We start from the raw sequence: 22,515 nt of genomic DNA, 5'->3' as shown, positions 1-22,515 counted from the left end.
TCCTAATGACTCAGATACGGCAGCCAGTCATCGACGCAGCGCGACAGGTGCTGGTAGGTTTGTTGAAACACTTTCTTCGGCCGGCGGAACGGGTCGACGATTTCCAGGCCGCCCTGCCATTTGCCGATCAGGAAGGCTTTGCCGCGCACCTGGGGCGCCAAGCGCACCACATTGCTGACCTGCGGCTGGTCCATCAGCAATACCAACTCGGCCCAATTGAGCATGTCGATGCTGACCTGGCAGGCGCGGTGCTCGCGCGCCTCGAGCTGCGCTTGGGCCAGCACCGCCTGGGCGCTGGGGTCGATACCGGCGCCGACGCATGCCGCCAAGCCGGCCGAGGCCACCTGCACGTTGCGCCCTTGCAGGCGCTGGCGAAGCAGCGCTTCGGCCATCGGGCTGCGGCAGATGTTGCCCACGCACAGCACCAACACTTTGTTGAACATCGCCTACCCCCTCGTGGCGCTGAAATTCAGGCGCTTGAACAGGTTGAAGGTGACGTTGCGCAGCATCAGCGCCAGGGCCCGCAGCTTTTGCCCTGGGGAAATGGCCGCCAGGGCCAGGCCAAACACCTGTACCAGGTAATGCTCGTAAAGCTTCTGGTCGCCTTGGTGCTGGTAGTAGTTGGCCAGCGCCATGTGGGTTTGCAGCGACATGTGAATTTTTCGCTTGTTCGAGCGCATCGAGAACACGCCGCCGCAATGCACGCGGTAACCCCCTGGGGCGATGTCGGGCATGTACTTGCCTTTGCCGTATGCGCCGAGCAGCGACCACCAGCACAGGTCGAGCATCGGCGCTTGTTCAAGCTCCCGGGGCAACTCGTGCAGCACGTTGCGAAACACCGCGGTCAGGGTCGAGATACGCCGCCCCTTCAGCAGGTCCATGTTGGTGGCATTGCAGCGCAATTGCGGGCCCAATTGCAGGCCATGTTCGCCCTGGGCATCCACCACCACTGCGTCGTGGTAGGTGATCACGTAGTCGGGGTGGGCCTGTAGGAAGTCCACCTGCTTTTGCAGCTTGAGTGGGTCGCACCAATAGTCGTCGCCATCGCAGTAAGCGATGTAGCGGCCGCGTGCCATATTGAACAGCGCCGGGAAGCAATACTTGCCCTGTTGGTACTGGTTCTGTTGATGGAACACCGGGCGAATCAGGCGTGGGTAGCGCGCGGCATAGTTGGCGATCACCCCGGCGGTGCCATCATGAGAGGCGTCGTCGTTGACCAAGATCTCGAACGGAAAATCGGTTTGCTGGGCAAGAAAGCTGTCCAGGGTCTGGGCGATGTATTCGCGCTGGTTGTAAGCCGGGCAGGTAATGGTCAGCAGCGGTTCCGCCGCCGGGTCCCAGCCCTGCATGATCTGTTGTTCGGTTCTACTGCTCATCGGCCTACGCTCGGCTTGCTCAGAAGAAGAAGAAGGCGCGTGACCATCGGTTTGTAGCTGGCCACGACCAGGGCCAATGTCAGCAAGCCGCATAAACCCAAGCCCAGGATGATGCTCAAGCGGCCACCACCGGCGACCGCGCGGTACAACGGCTGGCTGATGCCCAAGCCCACTACGGTGAAAAAGCTGATGCGCAGGATGTCGCTGAGCCACGGCTGGTGGATGTTCGGTGCCAGGCTGCGATGCACCACCTGCGGCCACAGCGCGAACGACACCAAGCGCAGCGCGAACCAGGCCACCGCAGCGCCCAGTGCGCCTTGGTAATAGATGGCCGCCGCCATGGTCGGCACCGTGATCAATGCCGAAACCAGGCTGTACCACACGTGCAGGCGGATCCGCCCGTGGGCATATTGCAGGTGGTATTGGAACGCGCTGGCGGCCATGATCGCCGCGCCCAAGGCGTACCAAAACAGGATCGGGTCGCCCCAGTCGGCGGCCTCGCGGTCGCCGCTCCAGGCATAGAGCAGGTCGCCCGAATGGACCGCCATCACCGCCGCCAGCGGGAACAAGAACGTGCAAGTGAAGCGGCTGGCCGCCAGGTACAGCTGCAGCATGTCTTGGTCGCGGCCCTCGGCCTTGAGCACGGTCATGCGTGGTAGCAGGGTTTGCACCAGCGGGTTGATCAACATCAGGATGCCGTTGGTCATCAACGCCACCAGCGAGAAGTACCCATACTCGGTTAACAGCAACTGCTCGGAGAGCAGCATCTTGTCGAGTTGGGTGAGCACGATCCACAGCACCGAGGTAAACGAAATACTCGCCGCGAACGGGATGATCGGGCGCACCAGCGCCTTGTTGAAGCCGCTCCACAACGACGGCGCGGGCAACCGCGCATAGGCCTTGGTGGCGAAGATCAGCGTTTCGATGATGGCTACAGCCAACTGGAATTCGAAGAACACCAGCGCCTGCTGGGACACGAACGCCACCAGGAACAAGCCGCCGAAGTAACGTAGGGTGGCGATGAACACATTGGCCAGGTTCAGCCAGGCGTGCATTTCCAGCCCTTGCAGGCCGCTTTTGTAAAGCGTGGCGTACAGGCGCAGGCCCACCATCGCGCCCATCAGCACGATGCAGTTGACCAGGGTGCGGGTATCCAGGGCCTGGGCGTTGAGCCAATGCTCGGCCAACCAAGGGCTGCCGAGGTACACGGCCAGCAAAGTGCCAAGGGTCATCGGCAGGAAGATGATCTCGAACGAGCGCATTAACCAACCACCGCTGCGCTGGCCTTGTTCGGCCAAGCTTTGGTGGTGGGCGATCTGGCGAACCAGCGAAGCCGACAGGCCGACGTCGAGCAACTGCAGCCAGGATTGCATCACCGTGTAGAAGCCGATCAGGCCATAAACTTCCGCACCCAGATGCCCCAGGTAAAAGGGCATGATCAGAATACCGACCAGCAACGCGTAAGCCTGGCCCAGGTAGCTGAGGGTGGTGTTATGGATAACTGAAAGCTTGCGGCTCATGGGCGCACCCTGCCTTGGCATCTTGGTTTCATCGCGCCTGGGTTCCGGCCAGCAGGCTCACGGCCAGCGGCTCATGCTGGCGCAGCAGCGTCTCGACCACGGTTTCTTGCACCTCGCGCGCCAGCCCCGGGTAGATCGGCAGGCACAGCACGCGCTCGGCCAGGTCGCGGGAAACCGCTTGCGGCCGCTGCGGTTGCAGGTAGGGCAGGGTGTCAAGCGAGGGGTAGAAATAACGCCGCGGGTTGATGCCGCGCCCTTGCAGGGCGGCACGTGCCGCCAGCATCGAGGCATGGTTGGGCAGCGCGACCGGGAAGTAGCTGTAGTTGATTTGGCTGTCGGCGGCGGCTTCTTGTAACTGCAGGTAGTCGCCCAGGGTGCGCGCGTAGAAGTCGCCGATCTCGGCGCGCTGTTCGAAGATCAGTTCGATGTCGTCGAGGATGCACAGCCCCATGGCGGCGGAGAACTCGTTGAGTTTGGCATTGATGCCGATGCTTTCGATGGTCTCGAAGTCGGCGATGCCGAAGTTGCACAGCAGCCGCACGCGTTCGGCCAGGTCGTCGTCGTGGGTGATGACCGCCCCACCCTCGATGGTGTGGAACAGCTTGGTGGCATGGAAACTAAGGGTCGTGACGTCGCCAAAGTTGAGCACCGATTGCCCGCCTTGGCGTGCGCCGAAGGCGTGGGCACCGTCGTAGACCACCTTCAACTGGTTGTGCGCAGCCACCTCGGCGATGCTGGCCACCGCGCACGGGTTGCCGAACACATGGGTGGCCACGATCGCTTGGGTGTCGGGCTGCAGTGCGGCCTGGATGTGTTCGGGTGCCAGGTTCCACGTGTGCGGGTCAATGTCGGCGAACAGCGGGCGGATGCCTTCCCACTGCAGGGTGCTGCTGGTGGCCACGAAGCTGAACGGCGTGGTCACCGCGCTGCCGGTGATACCCAACGCCCGGTAGGCGATTTGCAACGCCGAGGTGCCGTTGTTGGTCAGCACGATGTTGCGCACGCCCAGGTGCTCCTTCAGCCGCTCTTCGAGCTCGCAGCACAGCGGGCCATGGTTGGTTAGCCAGCGGCTGGCATAAAGGGTGTCGACATACGCCTTGAACTTGTCGATGTTGCCCATGTAGGGCTTGGTCACATTGATCATGCAAAACTCCCATGCGCAAACCATGCGCGTGTGTGGACGTCGGCTATCCGGGGTTATTGCGGTGGGTTCAGGCGGTGTCGGTGGCCCGCGCGATGGCACGCCGGGCCCGGTGTTGGTTGAGCTTGAGCATCAGCCGGGTAGCCAGGCTACCGGCATGGGGGTCGCCGTAATGGAACAGTGCCGTGGCGCGGCGCACCTCGGGGGAACACGGTTGGTTGGCATGCAGCGAGCGGTAGCCCCAAAAGAAATACACATTGCCCGGCTCTATGCGCAGCACCGTCGGCTTGAGCCAGCCCCGGTCGATGCCGGCGCACAGCAGGCGGCGGCTGTACTTATTCTGCAGCAGGGCTTTTTCCAGCACGTTCAGCACCACGCTGGGGCGCACACGGCGCAGATTGGGGAACAAAACAAGGTCGCCGCGCTGTTGGCCCTCGCTGGGAATGTGGATCGGCAGCAACATGGTGATCAGTGTCGCGTCGTAGTGAAATGCGTTGGATTCCTTGCGCCCGCTGCCGCCCTGTACGCAGCGCAGCACCGGGAATACCTGTGTGTCTGCCGCGTCTTTGCCGCTACCGCCGCGGTGCAGGCGTGCCAATGTGGCGCTGAACCCCGCTGCGCTGGCCAATTGCGCCAAAGCGCTACCGGCCAAGGCCGGGTAGCCATGGTAGGCAAAGTACTGCTGGCCATGGCGCGCGGCCTGGGCGTCGACGTATCCGCGCAAGCCTTGCAACGCCTCGGCGTCGATGGCGCCTTCAAGCACCGCGTAGCCCTGGCAGTTCATATCGTTGACCAGGCGTTGCGCTACGGCGTCTTCGAGGTTGTGCAATGGCGACATGGCAATTCACTCTTCCTTGTTAAAGTTAAACTTCAGTCACGTGAACTCATTCAAACGCGGGCGACAATGCCGCACGGCCTACACGGGGCCAGTTAAACAAGTTGCAACTTCCTTATCTTTCATTCACTCGGCTATCGCCCGCTCAGCCGTTCATAGGCCGGAGTGCTTTGCAATGTAATGCCGCATTGCCCCATAGACGGGTTTAGAACTTTATGTAGGGAGTGAGCCAAAGGGTGGCTAAAGGTCAACGGTCGAACAGTGTTGGTTGGGCATCCCAGGTCTGCGCCGTGGGTGGGCCATATATCGACTGCGGCGCAACCGGTGTCAACCGGTTTTGCCATAAAAGCGGCACCTAAACACCTTTGGCGCACATAAATTACTTATTATATTGATTTTCATGGGATTTATTTTTTGGCGCCGCTAAATTGATGGCGCATTAGTTTTTTTCTGCGGCAGGCGATCTTCGGCCACCCGCTAAGCCCCAGTTGGCGGGGGCCTGAGGCATTAACCAAGGCTGGCAAGCGTGAAAAAAAGCGTAAGGAGTGGCTACTAGCCATTACTGTTTATGGCGCCAAAATAATGCTCCTGCGGTGGCGCGCTATCGGTCACTGTCAAAAAAATGCTTATATCAGCGCCGGGGAAGGAAAACGCCTGTGCGCAGGTCTGCCAAATAAGGGTTCTCACGCCGTGATACTGTCAGCTCAGCTTTGTCCAGTTCGGCGTATAGCAGCCCTTCTTGCCCGGCAGCCATCGCTTCGCGGCTGGCTGCCGGGCCGTTGACGCTGCTTAGCCCGCAGTACTGAAGGGCGCCTTCTGCGCCTGTGTAATTGGCATAGGCGACAAAACATTGGTTTTCGTAGGCCCGGCTGCGCACGGTCACCTCGGCGATGAATTCGAACCCACGCATATTGGCGGTCGGTACCAAGATCAGTTCAGCCCCAGCTCGCGCCAAGTAGCGCGCGCCTTCGGGGAACTCGATGTCGTAGCAAATCTGTAGGCCCACTTGCCACCCGTGCAGCATTGCCACTGTGGGCAGCCAAGCGCCTGCGCTGAATTGTTGCCGGTCAAGGTCGCCGAACAGTTGCAGCTTGCGGTAGTTGAGCAGCGGCGCGCCCTGCTCATCGAGCAGCCTGGCGCTGTTGTACACGGCGCCACCGCCGCCGGCTTCGGGGTAGCCGTAGCACAGGGCAATCCGGTGCCGCCGGGCGATGGCGGCAGCCGCCTGGGCGAAGGGCCCATCGGCGGCTTCGGCCAGTTGCCGTACCGCTGCTGCGCCAATGTTGTAGCCGCTGCTGAACATTTCGGGCAGCACCAGCAGTCGGGCACCCTCGCCGGCGGCTTGTGCCGCGAAGCGCTCCAGGCGGGCGAGGTTACCGGCGCTGTCGAGCGGTAGCGGTGTACATTGGCAGAGGGCAAGTTTCATAGTGGCTCAATCGGGTAAGGCGATCGGGCCCAAACGGTCGAATACATCGCCCGGGCCAGGGTTCTCGGCAGGGCTGTGGCCACCGAAGTGGGTCATGATGCCCCATACCGCATTAAGCGAGGTTTGTACCGCACCCTCTACCCAGGCGGGGGTCCAGGACACATCGTCGCCGGCGAGGAATATACCCCGCTGCGCGGCCGGCAGCGCCTGTTGCATGAAGTGCGCGTACATGCGTTGGTTGTAGCGATAATGCCCCGGTAGCGCGCCCTTGAAGGCGCCGAGAAAGTGCGGGTCGGCCTCCCATGACACGGTGATCGGATCTCCGATGATATGGCTGGCAATATCCACTTTGGGGTAGATTTTTTTCAGCGCCTCGAGGGCGAGCTTGACGCGCTTTTCCACCGGATACGGCAGCATTTTCAGCGCATCGCTCATCCACGAATACGACAGGCAGATCACCCCCGGTTTGCCTTCGCCATTATCGAACAGGTAGGTGCCACGGGTCAGGCGGTCGGTGAGGGTCATGCTCATCACGTCGCGGCCGGTGTCTGGGTCTTTGTCTTTCCAAAACGGCCGGTCGACCATGACGAAGGTTTTCGACGACTGCATATAGCGGGTGCGATCCAGCGCCATCCACATTTTGTGCGAGAACAATGACTCCTCGCACTCGATTTGGGTGGTCAACAGCCAGCTCTGGCAGGTGACCAGCACCGCTGGGTATTGGCGCTCATGGCCCCAGGTGTCGGTGATGCCAAACTGCCCGGCCGCCGTGCGCGCGATACGCTGCACGCCGGCACGGGTAGCGCCATGGTGCAGGCTGCTCAGGCTGGTGCCGGCCGGCCAATGTGCGCAACGCTCCGGCGCATGCCGCCACAGCCCCAGCGGCACCTGCTCGGCCCCGCCAACCACCAGGTGCTGGTGGTCGTCGCAGTGGGTCATTACCACGCGGAAAATCTCCAGCATCGAGTTGGGGAAGTCCGAGTCCCAGCCGCCGGTACCGAAGCCTACCTGGCCGAAAATTTCCCGGTGCTGAAAGCTGAGCTTGGCAAAGGATCGCGAAGTGGCAACGAAGTCGTAGAAGGTGCGGTCGTCCCACTGTGGCACCAGCTCGTTCCATAGGGCTTTGAGGCGCGCGGTGTCGCGCTCGCGGATCGCCTGTTCAATGCCCTTGAAGTGCGCGCGTTCTTCGAGGGCATCGGCCCAGGCCTGCGCGACTTCCTGAAAGATGGCCGGTAGGTCGCTGGGGTGCTCGGCGTAGTAGGTTTGCCCCTCAAGGTCGATCACCGTACTACCGGACGCGCCAGTCAGCGGATTGGGAAACGGTTGGGTTTGCAGACCAAGTTTGTCTACATAGTGGTAGAAGGCGGTGGAGGACACCGGAAAACGCATGCCGCCCAACTCCGCCACCACCCCTTCGGCACCCTCGAAGGCCTGTGAGCGAAGCCGCCCGCCCAGCCGTGAGGCTTCGTACACCACTGGCTTGAGCCCGAGTTTCATCAGCTCGTAAGCCGCCACCAAGCCGGCGATGCCACCGCCGACGATGGCCACCTCTTTGCCGTGGTGCTCAGCAGGGATTTCACCCAAGCCCGCCGGGTGCTCCAACCAGTGATCGAAGCCGAACGGGAAGTCCGGGCCGAACAGCGTGACAGGGGGTTCGCTGCCGCTGGGGTGGCGGTTGGGCTTATGCATCGTTGGGCCTCGCGCAGGCTTTCCGGGGGAATGGGTATAGAAAAGCACAGGGCTATTCTAGAAAGCGCGAAGCACTAAAATAAGACAGAAAATGACGAATTATGACGGCGGTTTTACTTAAAACGACGACGCAGTTGGGCTAAATGCAGTTTAATCCCGGCCGCGATCGATTTTAGTGCTAAGCACGATCGACGTGGTGGTTTTTTCCACGCCTTCTATAGTGCCGATGGCATCGAGTAGGGCGTCGAGGCGTTCAGGGGATTCGCAACGTAGCCAAGCGACATAATCGAATTGGCCACTGACCGCGCACAACTGCTGGATGTGCGGCATGGCATTGAGCCGGCGCAGCACATCCTTGCTGGCGCGGGGCTGCACGGTAATCCCCACATAGGCCTGCAGGCTGCCTTCCAGCGCTCGCTGGCCGAGGCGTACGCCATAGCCGGTAATCGCCCCGGTGCGTTCCAAGCGTGCCAGCCGCGAGGTAACGGTGGTGCGGGCGATGCCTAGGTTGCGGGCCAAGGTGGCGACGCTTTCACGTGCATTGAGCTGCAGCGCGGCGATCAGTTGGCGGTCGGTGCTGTCGAGCGCCGGTAAGCTGGAGTCGTTCATTGAAAAACCGGATATAGCAGTGTGCCGTCTATCTTAGAGAACTATCACAACAGTGTCACGCCGAACACAGGGATTAACTTTTGACGCTTGCGTAGAATACCACTGGTATAACTTTGCTTTTTGGCGTCAAGGCGATGGCGGGCTGCTAAGTGTGAATTGATTTATTTCAGAATATTCGATCGTTTTTATAGGTATATTTCGCTTACAAATGATTTGAAGCAATGGAGTGCAACCTAAATGGCCCTATTCAACCCTTCGGCCAAGGCGTGGCCGATGGTGCTATTGCTGCTGGCAGTGGCGTTGGGCTTTTGGGCCGCCAGCGGGCCCGTACAATGGATGGACAACGGCCAGTACCTGGCGAACGCCGCTGCAGGGCAATGGTTGAGCAACGGTTTCGGGCCGTTGGACCACCCTTTGTTCCAAACCCTGACCACCTTGTTGTACCAAATGGGCGGCCCCGCGGTGGTGGTGTGGCTCAATACCGGCCTGCTGGTGCCGTTAGCGGCAGTAGTGTTCTGGTTGGCGCGCACACTGGGCGCCCAACGCCACCTGGCGTGGGCTGCGGCGGCCGTGGCGCTGCTCGCCCATGGCACGTTCTGGCAGGCAAGCAAGGTCGATATCTTCTTGCTGCTCACGCTGTGGGTACTACTGGCCTATGCCCTGCACTTCGATCAACGCCTGCGCCTGGGGGATGGCCAGCGATTGGTCGCTATCGGCCTGTGCAGCGGCCTTGGTGCCAGTGTTCACCCGCTGGCCTTGTTATTGCTGGCGCCGTTATACCTGCAGTTGTCGCAGCTATATCGCGGGTACGTGGCGGTCGCCATGGCGGCTGCTGCGCTGGGCTTCGCTGCCGCCTGGCCGGCGCTGTTCGGCGAGCTGGCCAGCGGCCTACGCCCCATTGAGGTCGCCCGGCACTACGTTACCGGCTTTTCGCCGCTGGCCCCCGGCAGCGGGCGCGAGAATGCTCTGCTGCGCTTCGATTTGATGTGGCACGAGAAGAATTCGCTGCTGCTGCTGATGTTGTCGTTGCTGGGGCCGCAGGTGTTCGGCTTGCTGTGCCGCCCCGCCTGTGGCAAGCAGCGGCTGCTGTGGTGGGCATTGTGGCTGAATGTGGTGGGCGTGGCGTCGTACAACGTCTTCGACCGCTTTACCTATTTCGTACCGGGCATTGCGTTGGCCTGTATCCTCGGTGTGTTGCGCTTGGACACCTGGTTGCCGCGCAACGCCGGCGGCCGCCTGTTGTTCAACGGTTCGCTGGTAGCCGGCCCGCTGGCGTTATTGGCCATGTGGATGTTATACGCCCATGGTTGGGTGAAGCTGCCCACCCACGCGCAATCGGTGCCTTACCGCGACGACATTCATTACCTGATGGTGCCTTACCTGCGCGATACCTCGGCGGCAGACTTTGCCGCGCACTACGAAAGGGCCACGCCCGCCGGGGCGCTGATCGTCTCCGACGAAACGCCACTGGGCGCGTTACGCTCAGGCCAGGCGGCAGGCTTGCTCAAAGGGTGGGTGTTCGAACCCTGCGGTGCCGCCCCAGACATCGGCATGTTCCTCAAGGGGCCGGGGGCATACTTGGCCCGCACCAGTTATTGCGAGCGCATCGTAGCGCGCTACCGGCTCGACACATGGCCGGTGGGTTACCGGTTGCAGTATCGCTAAAGGGCAACGCCGCAAAGCTAGTGCGCCAAGGCGTGGTTGGCTATATCCCGTCTTCGACGTGCACCCCTGTACCCGGTCAAACTGCCGTAGATTATTTGTAATCGAAATCAGCCGGCCAGGCGTGCCCGGCAGCCATTGGGTCAATAAGGGCCAATGGGCGGGACTGCTTTGAAATATGACTGATGATTTCAAAATTGCCTCTGATCTCCTTGCCCGTGCTGGGAGGCGAGACGTAACGAAGATAGGCATGATGCTCTAGGACTAGTCATAGCTGGCACTATGCTTGTCGCAATATTTCTGATCACGTTGTCGCGGCCTTGCTGCGTACCGTCTTCGCTCAAGATAGCCGTCAGGAATGCCATCAGCAGTGGCGCTTGGCGGCCGTCCAGTTGCGTGAGAAATACCCAAAAATCGCAGCGCTAATGGACGGCTGTGAAGATGAAGTGCTGGCACTTATAGCCTTCCCGAGGGCTCATCGCCAGCAATTCCCCAGCACGAACCCGCTGGAGAGGCTTAACGCGTAAATCAAACGGCGTACGGATGTCGTGGGGATCTTCCCTAACGATCTGGCGATCACCAGGCTGGTCGGGGCGATGTTGCTGGAGCAGAACGACGAGTAGTGCCTGCAAAGGCGTTATATGCAGTTGGAAGCCTTCGAGGCGGTCAGCGATAATCCGCAGGCCAAGTTGGCCATGATCAACTAAATGGCAAACTTAGTGGCTAGAGCCATGATAAGTTACACCACCTCCAGGGACGCGATCGCCAGAAGCGGTCACTGAAGCCAGATCACCCAGGACGCTTAATGGGCTGCCGTGATCTAACACACTAATACGTCGCATACGCCCGCGAGTTAAATCAATCGCGTCTCCAGTCATGGCTTCCGATATCTAAGATGGACCTTACGCTGTCGGGTTCTGCCTCAGATCTGGCGGAAGATAACGCCAGCTTGCTCCACCAGCACGGTTTGGCCGTCACGAACGCACTTTTCGGGCGGCCATGGGCATTCACGCTGCCGTACAGCGGTTGGCGATTACCCTCCTCGAAGTAGCTTTCCTCGCTTTTCAATTGACAAACCAGGTTTCGTCCACACGCGCATGCTCGTCGATCGACAGCAGCACCCGCTGACGAAGATCCGGCATGCCGTGGATTCATTTACTCCGAGCCGCCAACTTTTTCCAACGCCCACAAAAAAACGCCTGGGGCATTGACATGCACCAAGGTCAGGGTCAAAGTTATTTCATATGAATACAACGTATTCTAATAGAATACATCACGCGAGTGAGAATAAATGGCCGTACGTACGCTTTCCTCCGTCACCAAGACCCTCGCCGTACTCGACTACGTCGCCAGTTCCCCGCGACCGGTGCGCCTGACCGAAGTGGCCAAGGCGCTGGAGGAGGCTCGCGCCGCCACCCACCAGCGGCTGATCACCCTGGCCGACGGTGGCTGGATCGAGCAGACCGAGGAAGGCGCCTATCGCCTCACACTGCGCATCGTGCGTTACGCCAGCATGGCCATGGAGCAGGGCAACCTGGGCGAACGCGTGGCGGACGTGCTGCAGGATATGGTCACCGACAGCCTGGAAACCGCCTCGCTGGCGGTGCTGGAAGGCCACGAGGCGGTGATCCTGCGGCGAGTGGAATCCAACGGCATACTGCGCGCCGACCTGCGCGTCGGCGCTCGCCTGAGCCTGGAACTGAGCGCAATGGGCCGCATCTTGATGGCCCACGCTCGCCCCGAACTCATCGCCCAGCTACAGGCTGAAGGCGTCAAGCTGCCCAGCGAAGACGAGTTGGCCCTGTACCGTCGCCAGGGTTATGCGGTGTCCGGGGTGTCCGGCCCACGTGCAGTGTCGGCGGTGGCTGTGCCCGTTTTCGACAGTCATGACCAGTGCATCGCCACCCTGGCGATCTCCGGTCCGCAAGCCGGTTTCGATCTCGATAAATGCGCTGCTATTGCCTCCGCCGCCGCGGACGTGGTGAATGCGCGCCTGCGTGGAGCCCAAGCATGACCGCCCTACCCAACCCCCTCACCGAATCGCCGGCCCATCGCCTGGCGCGCCTGATGCGCAGCCCGGCCGAGTTGATGACGCCCCAACGCTTGTCGGTCATCCAGCCGTCGCGCATCAGCGCCTCGCGTGCCCTGATGGCCCAGGCCATCGAACAGCGCTGGAAGATCAGTTGCACGCGGTTCGACATCGACACCCGTGGCCGCGGCGAAGCCTGCTACCGCATCGACATCGGCGACTGGACTTTCTCCTTCCCGGTGTTCGCCTTCGAGCCGTCGGCGCAAGGCCGCACCGGGCGCATCATCGGCCGCTCGTGGGACATGCTCGGCGCCCTGGTGGAAGGCGATATCAGCCCCGAGGATTTCAAGAAGACCGGCGAAGAGCTGCCCAAGCTGTATGAAGGCCGGGCCACTCCCGGCACCCTGATCTGGTGCCGCTCCAACCGCAGCGCACGCTTCTTCAACCAGGCTGTGGAAGCCCTGGCCGCCGGCCGCCAGCCGGACGTGGGGGTGCTGGCCGAAACCTGCTACCTGATGCGCAACACCGGCCTGGACGGCAACGGGACCTTCGGCACCAAGAGCTTCCTGGCCTACGAGGCCGATCACCCGCTGCGCTGGTCGCTGGCCTCGCAGATGCTGTGCGCCTACATGATGCGCGTGTACGCCCAGGACCTGGTGCAGCACCTGGCCCGCCTCGCCTCGCCCACGGCCTGCGCCATGGACCCGCAGTTGCGCCGCTTTCTGGGCGTGGGCAACGGCTCGGCCCTAGGCCTGATGCTGTTCGTCAACAACCACCCGCGCCTGATCGAACGGTGGCTGTGGGCGCGCGAGGAAGCCCTGGCCACCGCCAAGGGACTGCCCGCCGCCGAGGCACTGGCGCAACTGCCCACCCTGCTGACCCTGCTGCAACGCGCCGCCGTGTTTCGCCGCCAGGACCGTGGCGTGTACGAATCGTTTGTCAGCAGCGCCCAAGTCGCCGAAGAGCTGGCCCAGGTACACAGCGAGGCGCAACGCCTGTCCCTCGCCACACGCGCCGACCTACCGTTCGACCACCTGTGCCGCTCCCTGCAAGGTCGCATCCACGATGAAACCCTGGAAACCCTGCACAGCCTGCTGATCGAACTGGTGCCCGACACCGCCGACGGCCTATGCCGCCAGCTGATCCTCGACGAAGAACTGGTGGGTGAACCGACCATGCCGGTCGCCCGCCTGCGCGAATTGCTGTGCAGCGAATACCCCTGGGCCTTCGCCATGAACCTGGGCCAGCAACCCGGCGAATACGTGTGGTACAAATCGGCCACCGCCGAAGAGCCACGGCGTGGCCCGCGCGAAGCCGTTGGCGAGGTAGCCAACCTAGGCCTGGATCTGCCACGCCTGATCACCGCCCTGAATGCCGACCTGGCTCGCCAGCCTGCTACTTTGAGCAGCGCCCGCTTCCTGTTGGCGCACCCCTGGCACCGGGCGATCGTCACCCGCGTCCAGGCCCTGGCGGGCACGCCCTACCACTCGCCCCACGCCGACATCATGAGCGAGGCCTTCGTGCCTGCGCACATCACCCGCCTGCTCAATGTCGGCCTGCATGGCATCGACAAGACCCGCGACTACCTCAACCGCAACCTGCGCGGCGTGCTGTTCCACGGCGCCCCGCTCCCCGAGGACCTGGCCGCCGGCAACGCCGACAACCACTGGTTCTACCCATCGGAGCCCAGCTTGTGAACACACCGCACAGCCCCCACACCCTGCAGGTCAGCCTGCGTGAATGCCGCCTGGTGCTTGAGCGCCTGATGCAAGTCATCGGCACCCCACCCGGCATGGTCCCGGCCCTGCGCGACTGCGCGCTGTACTCGGCCGCACTCGAGCTGGGCGGCTTCAACGCCCTGCAACAGCACCTGCACATGCTGGAAAACAGCGCCGCGGCGCCCCTGACCCAGGACCATCCGCACGGCGTGATCGACTGCACCGGCCAGCACGCCTGGCGCGTGGCCGACAGCCTGCTGGACCTGCTGGCCGATGACTTTCAGTGCCACGGCAGCGCGCGCCTGATAGTCACCAACGTCCAGGCCCCGGACGAGTTACGCGTGATTCAGGCCCTGGGCGAACGCTATGGCCTGCACGTGACCGTAAGCACCACCGGCCAAGGCATCGCGCTCGAGGCCCAGCCCCGAGCCGCCATTGCGCCCGCCACCCTACAACGCGTACGAGCCCAGGGCCTGAGCGTGGACGAGGGGCTATGGTGGACGCTGTTCAACCGCGCCAACGAGGCGCTGGCACCGGACTCCTTCGAATCGCGGCGCCACGCCGGTTCCATCATGGTCGACGCCGAAGGCCGCCTGGTGGGCCGCCCCGACGAAGACGAAACCGATTTGTCGCTGCTGATGGCCGGCGTCGCTGCCGGTACCACTGCGCCCACCCATTGACCGAGGAGGCAAGACCATGCTTATCGATGCTTTGCAGTGCGGCCATTTCGATCGTCAGGTGTTCGAAGAGCTCAAGGCCGGCGGCTACGCTTGCGTGACCCCTACCCTGGGTTTCTGGGAAGGCGCCATCGAGTCCCTTGACGCCCTCGGCCACTGGCGCCACATGGCCCGCGAGTGCAGCGACCTGATGCTGATCGCGCGCGCCACTGATGACATCCGCGAAGCCCAGCGCAGCGGCCGCATCGCCGTGGTACTGGGCTACCAGAACAGCAACCTGTTCGACAACCGCATCGCCTTCGTCGAATTGTTCGCCGAGCTGGGCGTGCGCGTGGTGCAGCTCACCTACAACAACCAGAACGAACTGGGCAGCAGTTGCTACGAAGAAGTGGACAGTGGCCTGGCACGCTTCGGCCGCGAAGTGATCCGCGCAATGAACCGCGTGGGCATGGTGGTGGACCTGTCTCACGTGGGTGATCGCACCAGCCTGGAAGCCATCCAGTGGTCCCAGAAGCCGGTGGCCATCACCCACGCCAACGCCGCCAGCCTGTTCGCCCACACGCGCAACAAGAGCGACGCGGTGCTGCACGCCCTGCGCGACAATGGCGGCGTGATCGGCTGCGTGGCCTACCGCAACATCACCCCTCAGGCCGCCTGCGACACAGTGGACGGCTGGTGCGAGATGGTCGCCCGCACGGTGGACCTGATTGGCATCGACCACGTGGGCATCGGCACCGACTATAGCCACAACATGCAGCCGCGCGACTACGACTGGATGCGCAAGGGCCGCTGGACCCGCACTGTGCAGTACGGCGCCGGCTCGGCCGCAAGCCCAGGCCCTGCGCGCAAACCCGAATGGCTGCTCAAGGCCGGGCAGTTGCACGTGGTCGCCGATGGCCTGAGCCGCGCCGGTTTCAATCAAGAAGAATCGCACAAGATTCTCGGCGGTAACTGGCTACGCCTGTACCAGGAAGTCTTTGGCTAAACGCCACTTTTTTTTGAATCTGCCACGAACCAGCTCTATAAGGAAAACATCCGTGAGTGATCGTGAAAGCAAGTTTGAACTGTCGCGCCGCCACTTCCTCGGCGCGAGCCTGGCCGGTACCGCAGTGGCCGCCTTGCCGCCGTTCATGCGTAAGGCGCAAGCCGACGACAACGTACTGTACGTGAACACCTGGGGCGGCAACTGGGAAAAGGCGGCGCAGGAGTTCCTGTTCGCCCCCTTTACACACGACACCGGTATCCAGATTCGCACCGTCTCGCCTATCTCGTTCGCCAAGCTCGCCACCCAGGCCCGCAGCGGCCAGTACGAGTTTGACGTGACAACCCTGGGCCTGGCGGAAATCGCCCGGGCCAATGCCGCCAACCTGATCAAACCGGCCCAGGGCAACATCGACGAAAGCAAACTGTGGCCCGGCGCAGTGTACGCCAATGGCGTGGCCACCCATGCCTTCGCCAACCTGATCGCCTACCACAAGAACAGCTTCCCCAACGGCCATCCGCACAACTGGGCGGATTTCTGGGACCTGCAAACATTCCCCGGCAGCCGCAGCCTGCAGCGCTACCCGGTGCGAGTACTGGCCTTTGCCCTGATGGCCGACGGCGTGCCGCCCGAACAGCTGTTCCCCTATGACCTGGACCGCGCTTTCGCTGCCCTGGACCGCATCAAACCGGCGATCCGCGTGTGGTGGACCCAAGGCCCGCAGTCCCAGCAACTGTTGCGCGACACCGAGGTGGACATGATCGGCATCTGGAACGACTACGCCACCAACATTCAGGAAAGCTCCGAGCAACCCGTGGAGGTGATCTGGGACCAGGCGCTGATCGACAAGAGCTGCTGGGTGGTGGCCAAGGGCACGCCGCGTGCGCATAACGCCTGGCGGCTGATCGAGTCCATCGCCCACAACGCCGAAGGCATGGCCAAGTTCTGCGCGGTGGACGAATCTGGGCCGCTGAATCCCGAGGCCTTCGCCCACATGGACGCCAAGAGTGCGGCCAACGCCCCCACCAACCAGGCCCACCTGAGCAAGGCTGTAGTGCTGGACGGCGTGGCGCTGCTACCGCAACTGGACGAGATCGCCGCGCGCTTCGACCGCTGGATCAGCAGCTGAGCACCGCGACCCGCTGAGGCCGGCACCCCATGGCGGGGCCGGCACACTCCACTCACCCGTTGTCCGGGGGACCGACATGAACGAAACATCCAGCCTGCAGGGCGCCGACGGTGTGCCTCGGCCGGGCGGCACCACGGCTGCCGCCGGCCTGCTGCGCGCGCTGCTCAAGGGCCCACTGCCGCTGTACTTGCCGGCCGCTCTGTTCCTGCTTGCCTTTTTTATAGTGCCCTTGGGCTACGTAGTGGTCATGAGCCTGACCGAACCGCGGCCAGGGCTTGGCAACTTCACCGCCTTGCTGGGTTCGCGGCATTTCCTGATGGTGCTGCTGCAAACCCTGCAAACCGCCGCTTTAGTGACGGTCTGCGCGCTGCTGCTGGGCTACCCGCTAGCCTACGTCGCCGCCGGTCCCGCGCGGCGCCTGGGCGGGGTGTTGCTGGGGGTGATCGCCCTTAGCTTCTGGACCAGCTTTCTGGTACGTACCTATGCCTGGATGGTCATCTTCGGCCGCCAGGGCCCGCTCAGCCATTGGCTGGCCAGCTTGGGCTGGAGGCCACCGCCCAGCCTGCTGTTCACCAGCACCGGCGCCACGGTAGCCATGACCCACGCCATGGTGCCCTTCATGGTCATGGCCGTGTACGCGGTGATGAAGCGCATCGATGAGCGTTACGTGCGCGCCGCACAGAGCCTGGGCGCCCATCCGCTGCGGGCGTTCGCCTTGGTGTACCTGCCGCTGAGCCTGCCGGGGGTGGTCAACGGCTGCACCCTAGTGTTCATCACCACCCTGGGGTTCTACGTGATGCCGGTGCTGCTGGGCAGCCCCAACCAGCAGATGATCTCGGGCGTCATTGGCGATCAGATCGAACAGGTGCTGGACTTCGGTGCAGCCTCGGCCATGTCGGTGATCCTGCTGCTGGTGGTGCTTGCCCTGTTCTGGCTGTACCACCGCTTCGTCGGCCTTGACCGCCTGTGGAGTCGCTGATCATGAAAAGCCTCAAGACCCTTGCCGTGCTGATCGCGCTGTTCATCGCCGTGCCGCTGTTCATCGTGGTGCCCATGTCGTTCAGCGCCAATGCCTCGCTGCAGTTCCCGCCCAGCGCCTACTGGTGGGGCAACTACCAGCACTTCTTCAGTGACATAAATTGGATGCAGCCGCTGTTCAACAGCCTGTACATCGGCCTGGCGACCACGCTGCTGACCCTCGCGCTGGCGATCCCGGCCTCGTTCGCCCTGGTGCGCCATTACTTCATCGGCCGCACGGCGCTGAACTTGCTGCTGATGCTGCCGATGATCGTGCCGCAGATCGTTATGGCGCTGGGGTACTACCTGTACTTCGGCCGCCTGCACCTGACCCAGAGCTTCACCGGCATCATCATCGTCCACACCTGCTTGGGCATCCCAGTGGCGACGCTGATACTAACGGCTGCCCTGCGCAGCTTCGACGCCAACCTGGAGCATGCCGCCCACAGCCTGGGCGCGCCGGCGCTAACGACCTTCTGGCTGGTGACCCTGCCGGTGCTGCGCCCGGCGGTGCTGGTGGCGGGGTTGTTCGCGTTCATCCAGTCGTTCGACGAAACAGTGATCGCCGTGTTCATCTCCGGCCGCGACACCGCGACCCTGCCGCGACAGATGTTCAACAGCTTCCGCATGGAGGCAGACCCGGTGATCTCTGCCGCCTCCTCGTTCCTGTTCATCCTGGTACTGGCCGCCCTGCTGCTGCCGCTGGCCGTGCGCCTGACCCGGCGCTCCAGCGGCAGCGCCGCCGGCCACCTTGCCCGTTGACTTACCGGAGTACCGTCATGCCCGCCCGTTCCCTTTCTCTGCACCATGTGGTCAAACGCTACGACAACTTGCAACCTGCCGTGGACGGCGTGTCGCTGCAGATCGAACCCGGTGAGTTCGTGTCTTTCCTGGGCCCCTCGGGCTCGGGCAAGACCACCACCTTGATGATGATCGCCGGCTTTCAGCAACCCACCAGCGGCGACATTCACCTGGCCGGACGCACCATTGACAAGATGCCCGCCCATGCCCGGAACATCGGTGTGGTGTTCCAGAACTACGCGCTGTTCCCGCACATGAGCGTGGCCGACAATGTCGGCTTCCCACTGCGCATGCGCGGCCTGGGCAAGGCTGAGAAACACCGCAAGGTTGGCGCCGCGCTGGAGATGGTTGGCCTCGGCGCCCTGGCCGCACGCAAGCCGGCGCAATTGTCGGGCGGTCAGCAGCAGCGGGTGGCCCTGGCCCGCGCCCTGGTGTTCGAGCCCGACCTTATCCTGCTGGACGAACCTCTGGGCGCGCTAGACAAAAACATGCGCGAGCACATGCAGGTGGAGCTCAAGCGCATCCATCGCGAGCTGGGCGTGACCATGGTCTACGTCACCCACGATCAGACCGAGGCTATGACCATGTCCGACCGCATCGCCGTGTTCAACCAGGGCCGCATCGAGCAGATCGCCGCGCCCCAGGACATGTACCTGCGCCCGGCCACTCGATTCGTCGCCTCGTTCATCGGCGACAACAACCTGATCAGCGCCACCGCCCTGGGCGCCGGCCGGTATAGCGTGGCAGAACTGGGCCCGTTGCAGGCCTGTGATCTGGCCCTGGCCGATGGCAGCCCGGTGGACCTGCTGCTGCGCCCGGAAATGATCCGCCTGGCCGGCGACCAACCGCCCTGCGCCACCTTGCGCATCGACAGCGCGGTGAATTACGGCGACAGCGTATTGGCCATCGGTCGTGTCGGCGCCACGCCCCTGCGCGTACGTATTCCCGGCCCCCAGGCCCGCGACCTGCGCGCAGGCCAGGAGGTGCCTCTGCACTGGCACGCCAGCGACATTCACGTGATCCCCGCGGCGCGCGCCTGACCCCTCTTCGCAACTGGAACCCATCATGACCCACAGCGCCTTGCAACAAAGCGATATCGACAGCCTGCTGCACCCCTACAGCAACCATCACCTGCACCAAACCCAGGGCCCGCACGTGATCACCGGTGGCGACGGCATCTATGTCATCGACGAACAGGGCAACCGCTACATTGAAGGCCTCGCCGGGCTGTTCTGCGCCGCCTTGGGCTTCAACGAGCCGCGCCTGGCCGAGGCGGCCTACGCCCAGCTCAAGCGCATGCCCTTCTATCACGGCTTCGCGCACAAATCGACCGAACCGTCCATTCAACTGGCCGAACGGCTGCTGGCCATGGCGCCGGTGCCCATGAGCAAGGTGTTCTTCGCCAACTCCGGCTCCGAAGCCAACGACACCGCCATCAAACTGGCCTGGTATTACCACAACGCCATCGGCCAACCGCAGAAGAAGAAGATCATTGCCCGCCAGCGTGGCTACCACGGCGTCACCGTGGCCTCGGCCAGTCTCACCGGCCTGCCCAACAACCACCGCGACTTCGACCTGCCCATCGCCAACATCCTGCACACCGATTGCCCGCACTACTACCGCAACGCCCTGCCCGGCGAGAGCGAAGCGCAGTTCGTCGATCGCTGCGTGGGCAACCTGGCAGCGCTAATCGAGCGCGAAGGGCCCGAGACCATTGCTGCGTTCTTCGCCGAACCGGTGATGGTGTCCGGCGGCGTGATCCTGCCGCCGGCGGGTTATTTCGAGAAGGTCCAGGCGCTGCTGCATCGCCATGGCATTCTATTCGTGGTGGACGAAGTGATTTGCGGCTTCGCCCGCACCGGCAACATGTTCGGCAGCCAGACCTACGACCTCAAGCCGGACATGATCAGCCTGGCCAAACAACTGTCAGCGGCCTATATGCCGATCTCGGCGCTGATGATCAACGAGCGCATCGACCAGGCGATTCGCGCACAGAGCGAGAAAATCGGCAGCTTCTCCCATGGTTTCACCTATGGCGGCCACCCGGTGGCGGCGGCCGTGGCGCTGGAGACACAGAAGATCTATCAGGAGCGCGACATCCTCGGTCATGTGCGCCGCGTGGCGCCGCGTTTCCAGGCCGGCCTGCAACGCCTGGGCGAGCACCCGTTGATCGGCGAAGCCCGTGGCGTGGGGCTGGTGGGCGGCCTGGAGTTCGTGCGCAACAACGCTACGCGCGAGCCCTTCAGCCCGCAGCATTCGGCGGCGGCCTACGCCGGCCGTCGCGCCCAGGCCCATGGCGTAATCACTCGCGGCCTGGGTGACACGTTGAGCCTGTGCCCGGCGCTGATCATCGACGAGGCGCAGATCGACGACCTGTTCGCCCGCATCGAACGCGCCCTGGACGATACGCTGGTGTGGGCCCGTGCTGAACAGGGAGTGCAGATGTGATGAATGCCCCTGCCTATCCGCCGCTGGCGCTGTTCATTGACGGCCAGTGGTTGCACGACGGCCGTGCCGGGCAGCCGGTATACGACCCCGGTACCGGCGCGCAGTTGGGCGAACTGCCCCACGCCGACGACCGTGACCTAGAGGCGGCCCTGGCTGCCGCCTACCGCGCCTTTGGCAGCTGGCGCCTGAGCTCACCCATGGTGCGCGCGCAGACTCTGCAGCGTTTCGCCGTCCTGATCGGCGAACAGGCCGAGACCATCGCCCGGCACCTGACCTTGGATCAGGGCAAGCCCTTGGCCGAGGCCCTGGGCGAAGTGCGCTTTGCCGCCGAACATGCTCAATGGCACGCTGAGGAGTGCCGCCGCCTGTATGGCCGGGTGATCCCCGCCCGTGATCTGCGCGTGCAGCAAAGCGTGGTGCTGGAACCGGTGGGGGTATGCGCAGCGTTCACACCTTGGAACTTCCCGTTCAGCCAGGCCTTGCGCAAGGTCTGCGCGGCCCTGGGGGCCGGCTGCACCCTGATCCTCAAGGGCCCGGAAGATACGCCATCGGCGGTGATGGCCATCGCCCGGCTGCTGCAGGAGGCCGGGCTGCCCGATGGTTGCCTGAACCTAGTGTGGGGCGAGCCGGCGCACATTTCCCGTACGCTGATCGGCGACCCGCGGGTCAGCAAGGTGTCGTTCACTGGCTCCGTGCCGGTAGGGCGGCAGATCGCTGCCTTGGCCGGTCAGCACCTCAAGCGCAGCACCCTGGAACTGGGTGGGCACGCGCCGGTGCTGGTGTTCGACGACGCCGATGTCGAGGCCACCGCCGACGCCCTGGCGGCCAACAAGCTGCGCAATGCCGGGCAGGTGTGCGTGTCGCCCAGCCGCTTCTTTGTGCAGTGCGGTGTGTATGAGCGGTTCCTGGAGCGTTTTGTCCCGGCTATCGCCGCGGCGCGTATCGGTCACGGCCTGGACGAAGGCGTGCAGATGGGGCCCTTGTGCCACGGCCGACGCGTGGAGGCCATGCAGAGCCTGGTGGACGATGCCCGCCAATGTGGCGCCACCCTGGCCTGTGGTGGCGAGCGCTTGGGTCGCCAGGGGCATTTCTTCGCACCAACGGTGGTGCACGACGCCCCCGCCCATTGCCGCCTGCTGCATGAAGAACCATTCGGGCCGCTGGCAGTGGTGGCGCCGTTCAAACGGTTCAACGATGCCATCGAGCAGGCCAACGCTCTGCCGTACGGCCTGGCCGCCTACGTGTTCAGCCGCGACGCGGCCCGCACGCACCATGCCGCCCGTGCGCTGGGCGCGGGCATGGTCAGCGTCAACCATTTTGGCCTGGCGCTGCCGGAAACGCCCTTCGGCGGCATCAATGACAGCGGCCATGGCAGCGAAGGTGGTAGCGAAACCTTTGCAGGCTACCTGAACACCAAGTTCATCACCCAGCTTGACCCACTCCCTTGTTGAGGAAT

Annotated in this window: 19 protein-coding genes and 1 pseudogene; 12 read left to right on the top strand and 8 right to left on the bottom strand. The window is 63.2% G+C overall.

From position 1 onward, the window contains the following. Positions 1-2 precede the first annotated feature (2 nt). From HAQ05_RS00385 to HAQ05_RS00350, 8 genes are all read right to left on the bottom strand, one after another. Positions 3-443 (bottom strand): low molecular weight protein-tyrosine-phosphatase, encoded by a 441-nt coding sequence (locus tag HAQ05_RS00385; RefSeq protein WP_190416599.1) that lies wholly within the window; start codon positions 441-443, stop codon positions 3-5. Positions 444-446: 3 nt separating this feature from the next. After that, positions 447-1,376, bottom strand: coding sequence for a glycosyltransferase family 2 protein (locus HAQ05_RS00380; protein ID WP_190416598.1), 930 nt, complete (start codon positions 1,374-1,376; stop codon positions 447-449). Continuing rightward, positions 1,373-2,896 (bottom strand): lipopolysaccharide biosynthesis protein, encoded by a 1,524-nt coding sequence (locus HAQ05_RS00375; RefSeq protein ID WP_190416597.1) that lies wholly within the window; start codon positions 2,894-2,896, stop codon positions 1,373-1,375. Before HAQ05_RS00375 ends, HAQ05_RS00380 begins: the two co-directional genes overlap by 4 nt. Positions 2,897-2,924: 28 nt before the next feature. Next, the gene (locus tag HAQ05_RS00370; protein ID WP_190416596.1) at positions 2,925-4,040 is read right to left on the bottom strand and encodes a DegT/DnrJ/EryC1/StrS family aminotransferase; all 1,116 of its coding nucleotides are present in this window, start codon (positions 4,038-4,040) and stop codon (positions 2,925-2,927) included. A gap of 67 nt (positions 4,041-4,107) precedes the next feature. Beyond that, complete coding sequence (locus HAQ05_RS00365; protein WP_190416595.1) at positions 4,108-4,875, bottom strand: hypothetical protein; 768 nt, start codon at positions 4,873-4,875, stop codon at positions 4,108-4,110. A 628-nt stretch (positions 4,876-5,503) separates the two neighbouring features. Continuing rightward, entirely contained in the window at positions 5,504-6,298 is a 795-nt protein-coding gene (locus HAQ05_RS00360; RefSeq protein ID WP_190416594.1) for a carbon-nitrogen hydrolase family protein, read from the bottom strand. A gap of 6 nt (positions 6,299-6,304) precedes the next feature. Beyond that, positions 6,305-7,987: a flavin monoamine oxidase family protein gene (locus tag HAQ05_RS00355; protein WP_190416593.1), complete on the bottom strand. Its 1,683-nt coding sequence runs from the start codon at positions 7,985-7,987 to the stop codon at positions 6,305-6,307. Positions 7,988-8,137: 150 nt separating this feature from the next. Then, positions 8,138-8,596 (bottom strand): Lrp/AsnC family transcriptional regulator, encoded by a 459-nt coding sequence (locus HAQ05_RS00350; RefSeq protein ID WP_190416592.1) that lies wholly within the window; start codon positions 8,594-8,596, stop codon positions 8,138-8,140. 237 nt (positions 8,597-8,833) lie between these two features. Between HAQ05_RS00350 and HAQ05_RS00345 the strand changes: the two genes are divergently transcribed. The 12 genes and pseudogenes from HAQ05_RS00345 to HAQ05_RS00290 all read left to right on the top strand — a co-directional run bounded on the left by HAQ05_RS00345 (position 8,834) and on the right by HAQ05_RS00290 (position 22,510). Next, entirely contained in the window at positions 8,834-10,261 is a 1,428-nt protein-coding gene (locus tag HAQ05_RS00345; protein WP_190416591.1) for a DUF2723 domain-containing protein, read from the top strand. Positions 10,262-10,566: 305 nt separating this feature from the next. Next, a pseudogene (locus HAQ05_RS00340) lies at positions 10,567-10,965 on the top strand (transposase); the annotation flags it as partial. 584 nt (positions 10,966-11,549) lie between these two features. Continuing rightward, on the top strand, positions 11,550-12,272 hold the full coding sequence (locus tag HAQ05_RS00335) for an IclR family transcriptional regulator (protein ID WP_190416590.1): 723 nt from the start codon (positions 11,550-11,552) through the stop codon (positions 12,270-12,272). After that, a complete protein-coding gene (locus HAQ05_RS00330) occupies positions 12,269-13,984 on the top strand; it encodes a hypothetical protein (protein WP_190416589.1) in 1,716 nt (571 codons plus the stop codon). Before HAQ05_RS00335 ends, HAQ05_RS00330 begins: the two co-directional genes overlap by 4 nt. Further along, entirely contained in the window at positions 13,981-14,685 is a 705-nt protein-coding gene (locus HAQ05_RS00325) for a hypothetical protein (RefSeq protein WP_190416588.1), read from the top strand. Before HAQ05_RS00330 ends, HAQ05_RS00325 begins: the two co-directional genes overlap by 4 nt. Positions 14,686-14,701: 16 nt before the next feature. Continuing rightward, positions 14,702-15,667: a membrane dipeptidase gene (locus HAQ05_RS00320; protein WP_190416587.1), complete on the top strand. Its 966-nt coding sequence runs from the start codon at positions 14,702-14,704 to the stop codon at positions 15,665-15,667. A gap of 52 nt (positions 15,668-15,719) precedes the next feature. After that, positions 15,720-16,793 (top strand): extracellular solute-binding protein, encoded by a 1,074-nt coding sequence (locus HAQ05_RS00315; protein WP_202988024.1) that lies wholly within the window; start codon positions 15,720-15,722, stop codon positions 16,791-16,793. A gap of 76 nt (positions 16,794-16,869) precedes the next feature. Next, the gene (locus HAQ05_RS00310) at positions 16,870-17,772 is read left to right on the top strand and encodes an ABC transporter permease (RefSeq protein ID WP_190416586.1); all 903 of its coding nucleotides are present in this window, start codon (positions 16,870-16,872) and stop codon (positions 17,770-17,772) included. A 2-nt stretch (positions 17,773-17,774) separates the two neighbouring features. Further along, on the top strand, positions 17,775-18,572 hold the full coding sequence (locus tag HAQ05_RS00305; RefSeq protein WP_194719538.1) for an ABC transporter permease: 798 nt from the start codon (positions 17,775-17,777) through the stop codon (positions 18,570-18,572). A 17-nt stretch (positions 18,573-18,589) separates the two neighbouring features. Further along, complete coding sequence (locus HAQ05_RS00300; protein WP_190416585.1) at positions 18,590-19,651, top strand: ABC transporter ATP-binding protein; 1,062 nt, start codon at positions 18,590-18,592, stop codon at positions 19,649-19,651. Between the two features lie 25 nt (positions 19,652-19,676). Beyond that, positions 19,677-21,059 (top strand): aspartate aminotransferase family protein, encoded by a 1,383-nt coding sequence (locus HAQ05_RS00295; RefSeq protein ID WP_190416584.1) that lies wholly within the window; start codon positions 19,677-19,679, stop codon positions 21,057-21,059. After that, positions 21,059-22,510: an NAD-dependent succinate-semialdehyde dehydrogenase gene (locus HAQ05_RS00290; protein ID WP_190416583.1), complete on the top strand. Its 1,452-nt coding sequence runs from the start codon at positions 21,059-21,061 to the stop codon at positions 22,508-22,510. Before HAQ05_RS00295 ends, HAQ05_RS00290 begins: the two co-directional genes overlap by 1 nt. Positions 22,511-22,515: the final 5 nt, after the last annotated feature.

Origin of the sequence: Pseudomonas typographi (assembly GCF_014694385.1) — a bacterium.
In the GTDB taxonomy this organism is placed as follows: domain Bacteria; phylum Pseudomonadota; class Gammaproteobacteria; order Pseudomonadales; family Pseudomonadaceae; genus Aquipseudomonas; species Aquipseudomonas typographi.
The sequence above is the reverse complement of the archived record's forward strand: the minus strand, read 5'-3'. Positions and strand labels throughout refer to the sequence as shown.

What these genes read in the sequence shown, in the direction of transcription:
- HAQ05_RS00290 (WP_190416583.1), top strand. Translation starts at nt 21,059, where the DNA reads ATGAATGCCCCTGCCTATCCGCCGCTGGCGCTGTTCATTGACGGCCAG.
- HAQ05_RS00295 (WP_190416584.1), top strand. Translation starts at nt 19,677, where the DNA reads ATGACCCACAGCGCCTTGCAACAAAGCGATATCGACAGCCTGCTGCAC.
- HAQ05_RS00345 (WP_190416591.1), top strand. Translation starts at nt 8,834, where the DNA reads ATGGCCCTATTCAACCCTTCGGCCAAGGCGTGGCCGATGGTGCTATTG.
- HAQ05_RS00335 (WP_190416590.1), top strand. Translation starts at nt 11,550, where the DNA reads ATGGCCGTACGTACGCTTTCCTCCGTCACCAAGACCCTCGCCGTACTC.
- HAQ05_RS00355 (WP_190416593.1), bottom strand. Translation starts at nt 7,987, where the DNA reads ATGCATAAGCCCAACCGCCACCCCAGCGGCAGCGAACCCCCTGTCACG.
- HAQ05_RS00370 (WP_190416596.1), bottom strand. Translation starts at nt 4,040, where the DNA reads ATGATCAATGTGACCAAGCCCTACATGGGCAACATCGACAAGTTCAAG.
- HAQ05_RS00380 (WP_190416598.1), bottom strand. Translation starts at nt 1,376, where the DNA reads ATGAGCAGTAGAACCGAACAACAGATCATGCAGGGCTGGGACCCGGCG.
- HAQ05_RS00360 (WP_190416594.1), bottom strand. Translation starts at nt 6,298, where the DNA reads ATGAAACTTGCCCTCTGCCAATGTACACCGCTACCGCTCGACAGCGCC.
- HAQ05_RS00320 (WP_190416587.1), top strand. Translation starts at nt 14,702, where the DNA reads ATGCTTATCGATGCTTTGCAGTGCGGCCATTTCGATCGTCAGGTGTTC.
- HAQ05_RS00300 (WP_190416585.1), top strand. Translation starts at nt 18,590, where the DNA reads ATGCCCGCCCGTTCCCTTTCTCTGCACCATGTGGTCAAACGCTACGAC.
- HAQ05_RS00365 (WP_190416595.1), bottom strand. Translation starts at nt 4,875, where the DNA reads ATGTCGCCATTGCACAACCTCGAAGACGCCGTAGCGCAACGCCTGGTC.
- HAQ05_RS00350 (WP_190416592.1), bottom strand. Translation starts at nt 8,596, where the DNA reads ATGAACGACTCCAGCTTACCGGCGCTCGACAGCACCGACCGCCAACTG.
- HAQ05_RS00375 (WP_190416597.1), bottom strand. Translation starts at nt 2,896, where the DNA reads ATGAGCCGCAAGCTTTCAGTTATCCATAACACCACCCTCAGCTACCTG.
- HAQ05_RS00310 (WP_190416586.1), top strand. Translation starts at nt 16,870, where the DNA reads ATGAACGAAACATCCAGCCTGCAGGGCGCCGACGGTGTGCCTCGGCCG.
- HAQ05_RS00305 (WP_194719538.1), top strand. Translation starts at nt 17,775, where the DNA reads ATGAAAAGCCTCAAGACCCTTGCCGTGCTGATCGCGCTGTTCATCGCC.
- HAQ05_RS00330 (WP_190416589.1), top strand. Translation starts at nt 12,269, where the DNA reads ATGACCGCCCTACCCAACCCCCTCACCGAATCGCCGGCCCATCGCCTG.
- HAQ05_RS00385 (WP_190416599.1), bottom strand. Translation starts at nt 443, where the DNA reads ATGTTCAACAAAGTGTTGGTGCTGTGCGTGGGCAACATCTGCCGCAGC.